Origin of the sequence: Enterobacter sp. EC_64 (genome assembly GCF_019584165.1) — a bacterium.
GTDB lineage: Bacteria > Pseudomonadota > Gammaproteobacteria > Enterobacterales > Enterobacteriaceae > Enterobacter > Enterobacter roggenkampii.
Genome location: NZ_VDAS01000025.1, coordinates 59,137 through 65,804 on the forward strand (window position 1 = coordinate 59,137; position 6,668 = coordinate 65,804).

7 protein-coding genes are annotated in these 6,668 nt (G+C 57.4%); 6 read left to right on the top strand and 1 reads right to left on the bottom strand.

Annotated elements, in window-relative coordinates:
• The first annotated feature begins 8 nt into the window (after positions 1-8).
• The 6 genes from FHC52_RS18215 (at position 9) to FHC52_RS18240 (ending at position 4,702) form a co-directional block, all read left to right on the top strand.
• Positions 9-935: an amino acid ABC transporter permease gene (locus FHC52_RS18215; protein ID WP_023327573.1), complete on the top strand. Its 927-nt coding sequence runs from the start codon at positions 9-11 to the stop codon at positions 933-935.
• Positions 919-1,692, top strand: a complete 774-nt coding sequence (locus tag FHC52_RS18220) for an amino acid ABC transporter ATP-binding protein (protein ID WP_008501763.1) — start codon at positions 919-921, stop codon at positions 1,690-1,692. The genes FHC52_RS18215 and FHC52_RS18220 overlap by 17 nt, the downstream gene beginning before the upstream one ends.
• Before the next feature lie 9 nt (positions 1,693-1,701).
• Entirely contained in the window at positions 1,702-2,589 is an 888-nt protein-coding gene (locus tag FHC52_RS18225) for an ABC transporter substrate-binding protein (RefSeq protein ID WP_023344229.1), read from the top strand.
• A 41-nt stretch (positions 2,590-2,630) separates the two neighbouring features.
• Positions 2,631-3,248, top strand: coding sequence for a glutathione S-transferase family protein (locus tag FHC52_RS18230; protein ID WP_163342032.1), 618 nt, complete (start codon positions 2,631-2,633; stop codon positions 3,246-3,248).
• A gap of 37 nt (positions 3,249-3,285) precedes the next feature.
• Positions 3,286-3,516, top strand: coding sequence for a tautomerase PptA (gene pptA / locus FHC52_RS18235; protein ID WP_163342031.1), 231 nt, complete (start codon positions 3,286-3,288; stop codon positions 3,514-3,516).
• Between the two features lie 184 nt (positions 3,517-3,700).
• A complete protein-coding gene (locus FHC52_RS18240; protein ID WP_163342030.1) occupies positions 3,701-4,702 on the top strand; it encodes a Kdo(2)-lipid IV(A) acyltransferase in 1,002 nt (333 codons plus the stop codon).
• A gap of 44 nt (positions 4,703-4,746) precedes the next feature.
• Here FHC52_RS18240 and FHC52_RS18245 read toward each other — a convergent pair whose 3' ends face one another.
• A complete protein-coding gene (locus tag FHC52_RS18245) occupies positions 4,747-6,432 on the bottom strand; it encodes an NAD-dependent malic enzyme (RefSeq protein ID WP_163342029.1) in 1,686 nt (561 codons plus the stop codon).
• Positions 6,433-6,668: the final 236 nt, after the last annotated feature.

Sequence of the window (6,668 nt, forward strand, 5' to 3'; positions counted from 1 at the left end):
GAACGACGATGAGCAACGTTGAAACCATTAAGGTGGTCCCGGCGCGTTATCCGCTGCGGGCCGTCGGCGCCGCGGTGGCGCTGTTTGTCCTGGCGGTCGTGATTCAGTCAGTCGCCTTTAACCCGCGCTGGGAGTGGGCGGTGTTCGCCCGCTGGTTCTTCGACCCGGTGATCCTCGAAGGTGTCGGGCAGACCCTGCTGCTGACGCTGATCGGCACCGCGCTGAGCGTGGTGTTTGGCGGCATGCTGGCGCTGGCGAGACTCTCGTCATCCTGGCTGCTGAGCAGCCTGGCGTGGGCGTATATCTGGCTGTTTCGGTCGCTGCCGCTGATCGTCGTGCTGATCATCCTGTACAACTTTTCCTATCTCTACGACACGCTCTCGCTCGGCGTGCCGTTTACCGGTATTACCTGGGGCAGCTTTGAAACCATCAACGTGCTGGGGCAGTTCTCTACCGCCGTGGTGGGGCTAACGCTGGTGCAGAGCGCCTATACCGCCGAGATCATTCGCGGTGGTTTCCTCGGGGTCGATCACGGGCAGTATGAGGCCGCCGCCGCGCTCGGTCTGCCGGCCTGGCGCCGCACGGTGCGCATCATTTTGCCTCAGGCGCTGCGTACCATTCTGCCGTCGGGATTCAATGAAATCATCAGCCTCGCCAAGGGCACGGCGATGGTGTACGTCCTGGCGATGCCGGAGCTGTTTTATACCATCCAGATGATCTACAACCGCACGCAGGAGGTGATCCCGCTGCTGATGGTTGGTGCCGCCTGGTACCTGGCGATCACCACCGTCCTGTCCGCTATCCAGTACGGTGTTGAACGCGCACTTGCCCGCAGCGAACGCCGCTCTGCGGTTAATCAGAACCGTGCCGCCCGTCGTACCCGTTCCGTCACCACCACGCCAGCACAGGAGCCTATCCATGCAAGCCTCTCCTGAAGGACATATCTCGATTACCGGCGTCAGCAAATATTTTGGACGCCATAAGGCGCTCGACAACGTGTCGCTTGAGATCCCGCCGGGATCCGTGACGGTCATCCTCGGGCCGTCCGGGTCGGGAAAATCGACGCTGCTGCGTACCATAAACCACCTGGAGCGCGTCGACGAAGGCTTTATTCAGATCGACGGGGACTACATTGGCTACCGTCGTCAGGGCGACAAGCTCTACGAGCTGAAGGAGAAAGAGATCCTCAAACAGCGCGTCAACGTGGGCTATGTGTTCCAGAACTTCAATCTCTTTCCCCATCTCACGGTGCTGGAAAACCTGATTGAGGCGCCCATCGCGCATAAAAAGCTCAGCAAAAAAGAGGCGGTGGAAAGCGCGTACAGCCTGCTGGACGTGGTCGGGCTGCGGGATAAAGCCGACGCCTGGTCCCGCCATCTCTCCGGCGGCCAGCAGCAGCGCATTGCCATTGCCCGCGCGCTGGCGTTACGTCCCCGCGTGATGCTGTTTGATGAACCCACCTCGGCGCTGGATCCGGAGCTGGTAGGGGAAGTGCTGGACGTAATCAAAAAACTGGCCCGGTCCGGCACTACCCTGGTGGTGGTCACCCACGAGATCGGCTTTGCCCGTGAAGTGGCGGATCAGGTGGTGTTTATGGTCGACGGAAAAATCGTCGAGCAGGGCAGCAGTGACGAGGTATTAAACCGTCCGTCACATGCGCGAACGCGCCAGTTCCTCTCCAAAGTCTTGTAAGGAGTGCCAATGAAATATGGACTTCTGGCGGGGCTGGTCTTCACGACGGCGAGCCACGCCAGCATCGATCTGAAAGCCAACGAGCAGCCGCTGCCGGTGACGGTGGATCGGCAGGCCGTGGCGAAGATCCCCGCCGGCTATAAATTCGTTGAGCCTGGTACGCTGACGGTCGCCGTCTCGATGCTGAACTCCCCGCCGCTGGCGCTGCTGGCCAGCGATAACCGCACGCGGATCGGCAGCGACCCGGATATTGCCCGCCTGCTGGCGGGCAGCCTGGGGCTGAAGCTAAAGCTGGTGCCGACGGCGTGGGAAGACTGGCCGCTGGGGATCGCTTCCGGGCGCTACGACGTGGCGCTGGTGAACATTGCGGTGACCGAACAGCGTAAAGAGAAGTTTGATTTTGCGACCTACCGCGTCGATTCGCTGGCGTTTTCGGTGAAATCCACCAGCGAGATTCAGTCAATCAAAAGCGCGGAAGATCTGGCCGGGAAAAAGGTGATTGTCGGCTCGGGCACCAATCAGGAGCGCATCCTGCTGGGCTGGAACGAAGAAAATAAAAAGGCGGGGCGGGCGCCTGCGCTGCCGGTCTATCTTCACGACGATGCCTCGGGCAATCTCTATATCCAGTCCGGCAGGGCGGATGTGTTCTTCGGCCCCCAGTCGGTTTCAGCTTACAAAGCGGCCCTCACCGGCAAAACCCGCGTGGTCGGTTTAGGGCCGAAGAAAGCTTATGTCGCCACCACGACCAAAAAAGGCAATCAACTGGTTTATGCCCTGCAGGCCGCGCTGAACGGTGCGATTGAGCGCGGAGAGTACCAGAAGGTGCTGGCGCGCTGGGGCGAGCAGGGCGAAGCGGTGACGCAATCGGAGGTCAACCCGCCTGGGATAACCTACTAATGGTGCTCTACACTTAGGATTTTCACTCCTGAGGGGGCAACATGATTAAACTCTATGGCGTACCCGGCTGGGGCTCGGCAATCAGTGAGGTGATGCTGACCCTGGCTGATATCCCTTATCAATTCATCAACGTGGACGGGTTTGACCAGCCCGGTCCGCAGCGTGAATTGCTGCACAAGCTCAATCCGCTGTGCCAGGTGCCGACGCTGGAGCTGGAAAATGGCGCCATCATGACCGAAACGGCGGCGATTGCCCTGATGGTGCTCGACCGGTGCCCCGATCTCGCCCCGCCCGTGGGGCAGGCTGAACGTCAGCAGTTTCAGCGTTTGCTCATCTGGTTCGTAGCCAACGTCTATCCCACGTTTACCTATGCAGACTATCCCGAACGCTGGGTGCCGGATGCGCCGGAACACCTGCAGAAAAACTGCATCGAATACCGGAAATCCCTCTATTTGTGGTTCGAAAGCCAGCTTAAGGCTGCCCCGTTTGCGCTGGGGGAACGGCTGACGCTGCTGGATGTGTATATTGCGGTAGCGCGCACCTGGGGGCCCCGTCACGCCTGGTTTGCCGAAAATACCCCTAAATTCACGGCGATTGCGGACGCCGTATGCCAGCGACCGGAACTGCACAAGGTGTTAAAGGCAAACAAAATTATCTGATAACGTGGAACCCACATTCACAACCGGAAGCCTGCACATGCCACACGTAGATATTAAATGTTTTCCCCGTGATTTAAACGACGAACAGAAAGCTGCCCTGGCGGCAGATATTGCTGACGTGATTATTCGCCATTTCAACAGCAAAGACAGTTCCGTGTCGGTGGCGCTGAAGCAGATCGCGCCTGAAGACTGGAAGGCGCAGGTCTGGGATACCGAAATTGGACCGAAGCTGGAGAAGCTTATTAAGAAGCCCGGGTATTCGATGTAAGATCTTCTGCCGGGGAACGGATAAATCCTTCCCGGCTCGACTTCCCGTTTTTCGCAAAAATCGATAAAAATGCGTTTTGTCTTTTCCGCTACAATTAACGTTTCTGACTGGCATATTATTCATCCTTAGGAAAGATCTCCAACAGAATCAATTAAGGACAGACACGTTAAAGGATAATTTTCTGATGACAAAATTACCCCGTTTTTCATTCGCCTTTCTTCATCCCCGTTACTGGCTAAGCTGGGCCGGCATTGCGGCTCTGTGGCTCATCATGCTGCTCCCTTATCCGCTTCTGTTCAGAATCGGTCATGGCCTGGGTCGACTGGCGATGCGCTTACTGCCTCGCCGCGTCGAGATTGCCCGCCGCAACCTGGAGCTTTGTTTCCCGGAGATGAAAAAGGATGAACGCGAGTCATTGCTGCAGCGTAATTTTGAATCGGTTGGAATGGGGGTAATCGAAACCGGAATGGCATGGTTCTGGCCTGCGTGGCGGGTAAAGAAATGCTTTACCGTGCAGGGTTATGAGCACATGGAAAAGGCGAGGGCGCAGGGAAAAGGCGTGGTGCTGGTAGGGATACATTTTCTGACCCTTGAGCTGGGCGCGCGGATATTTGGCATGCTTAACCCCGGTATCGGGGTCTATCGTCCTAATAACAATGCTCTGCTGGACTGGCTTCAGACGCGCGGGCGCCTGCGCTCCAACAAAACCATGCTCGATCGCCATGATTTAAAGGGCATGATCCGCGCGCTGAAGCAGAATGAAATTTTGTGGTACGCCCCGGATCACGACTATGGCAAAACCAACAGCGTGTTTGTGCCGTTCTTTGCGGTGCCGGATGCCGCGACGACGGCGGGCAGCTATATGCTGGTCAAAAGCGCTAACCCTGCCGTTATCCCCTTTGTGCCGCGCCGCAGGGCGGATGGCACCGGTTACGAGCTGATTATTCTGGAGGATATCAGCGAGGCGCTGCAGGGCGGCGATAAAGAAGCCGTGGCGACGCAGATGAACAGGGCAATTGAGCAGGCCGTACGCATGGCGCCTGAACAATATATGTGGCTGCACCGTCGCTTCAAAACCCGTCCTGAAGGGGTACCTGACCGGTATGCCCGTCTGAAGCAGGCGGCAACTCGGGGTGATAGTCTCTCCGCCAGCGATTTTTCTGACCGCTCAGGTGTACAGCACTGACACCACAGCGATGCCCTCACCCTGCGGTGAGGGCATGACCGGCGCTACAGCGCGGATCGGCGGTACGGCGCATAGTCCGCCTGCCACCAGGTTTTCTCGATACGCGCCATCAGGGTTTCATCATCTAACACTGGCGCCACGCCTTGTTCAATGGCGGCCCGGGCGACGGCAACGGCAATCTGGCGTGAGACCGTTTCAATCTGATCTACCGGCGGCAGTAATCCTCCTCTTTCCGTGGTCACGAGCGGAGACTGCGCGGCCAGGCTGCGGCTTGCTGCCATCAGCATCTCTTCCGTCACCCGGCGCGCGTTACAGGCCAGCACGCCCAGCCCCAGGCCCGGGAAGATATAGGCGTTGTTACACTGGGCAATCTCATAGTGCGCATTCTCCCAGAATACCGGGGCGAACGGGCTGCCGGTGGCCACCAGCGCGGCCCCCTGGGTCCAGGCGATGAGATCCTGCGGCTGGGCCTCCGCCCGCGACGTCGGGTTCGAGAGCGGCATGATAATCGGGCGCGGGCAGTGGCGATGCATCTCTTTGACGATCTCTTCGCTGAACAGCCCCGGCTGCCCTGAAACGCCGATCATCACCGTGGGATGCGCGTTCTTCACCACGTCCAGCAGGGAAATATTTTGCGAGTCTACCTGCCAGCGACTAACGGCGTCGCGCGCGGTGAGCAGGTTTTTCTGGAAATCGAGCAGGTTGGTCATGTCGTCGGTCAGCAGGCCGAAGCGATCGACCATAAAGATCCGGCTGCGGGCTTCCGACTCGCTCAGGCCGTCATCGACCATCAGCGCCACAATTTTTTCAGCAATCCCGCATCCGGCAGAGCCGCTGCCCAGGAACACCACGCGCTGGTCGCGAATGCGCGTCCCCGCCGCGTGCGCCGCCGCGATCAGCGTCCCTGCGGTGACGGCTGCCGTGCCCTGGATATCATCATTGAAGCAGCACAGCTGGTCGCGGTAGCGCTGCAGAAGTCGGGTGGCGTTTTTCTGCGCAAAGTCTTCAAACTGCAGGAGAACGTTGGGCCAGCGCGCCTTAACCGTGCTGATAAACATATCCATAAATTCAGCGTATTGGTCGTCGCTGATGCGCGGGTGACGCCAGCCCATGTACATCGGGTCGTCGAGGTGTTGCTGATTATTGGTGCCGACATCCAGCATAATCGGCAGGGTGGAGGCCGGATGGATCCCTCCGCAGGCGGTATACAGCGACAGCTTACCAATCGGTATGCCCATACCGCCGATACCCTGGTCGCCGAGGCCTAAAATGCGTTCTCCGTCCGTTACCACAATCACCCGAACGTCGTTGCGCGAGAAACTTTGCAGCATCTCATCAATGCGGTGGCGGTTAGGCCATGAAATAAACAAGCCGCGCGCGCGGCGATAAATCGTGGAGAAATGCTCGCAGGCTTCACCCACCGTCGGGGTATAGATAATCGGTAACGTCTCTTTCAGATGCGAACGCAAGAGGTTGTAAAAGAGGGTTTCATTGGTGTCCTGAATATTGCGCAAATAAACATGGCGGGAAATGTCGCTTTTAAAATGGCAGAACTGCACCCAGGCACGCTCCGTTTGCTCTTCAATGGTTTCAACGTTATGCGGCAATAATCCATGCAGATTAAAATTATCCCGCTCTTCCTTAATAAAGGCGAGGCCTTTATTTAATAACGGATTTTCCAGCAGTACGGCGCCATTATAGGGCGTGTACAGAACGTCTTTACGAGACATGGTTAACTCCTGAATATTTAAACGAAACAGAAATAAGACGAGTAGAAACAGTGACTTTAAGGATGATAAAGACACGGAGTTTTCTGTGTTTTGTTGGGGAGCTAATTTAGCGCTTAGCTAAGGAAGGTGCGAACAAGTCCCTGATATGAGATCATGTTTGTCATCTGGAGCCATGGAACAGGGTTCATCATGAGTCATCAACTTACCTTCGCCGACAGTGAATTCAGCAGTAAGCG

Excerpts from the sequence above, each read along its gene's own strand:
- FHC52_RS18220 (WP_008501763.1), top strand. The coding sequence starts at position 919 with ATGCAAGCCTCTCCTGAAGGACATATCTCGATTACCGGCGTCAGCAAA.
- FHC52_RS18215 (WP_023327573.1), top strand. The coding sequence starts at position 9 with ATGAGCAACGTTGAAACCATTAAGGTGGTCCCGGCGCGTTATCCGCTG.
- FHC52_RS18240 (WP_163342030.1), top strand. The coding sequence starts at position 3,701 with ATGACAAAATTACCCCGTTTTTCATTCGCCTTTCTTCATCCCCGTTAC.
- FHC52_RS18230 (WP_163342032.1), top strand. The coding sequence starts at position 2,631 with ATGATTAAACTCTATGGCGTACCCGGCTGGGGCTCGGCAATCAGTGAG.
- FHC52_RS18245 (WP_163342029.1), bottom strand. The coding sequence starts at position 6,432 with ATGTCTCGTAAAGACGTTCTGTACACGCCCTATAATGGCGCCGTACTG.
- pptA (WP_163342031.1), top strand. The coding sequence starts at position 3,286 with ATGCCACACGTAGATATTAAATGTTTTCCCCGTGATTTAAACGACGAA.
- FHC52_RS18225 (WP_023344229.1), top strand. The coding sequence starts at position 1,702 with ATGAAATATGGACTTCTGGCGGGGCTGGTCTTCACGACGGCGAGCCAC.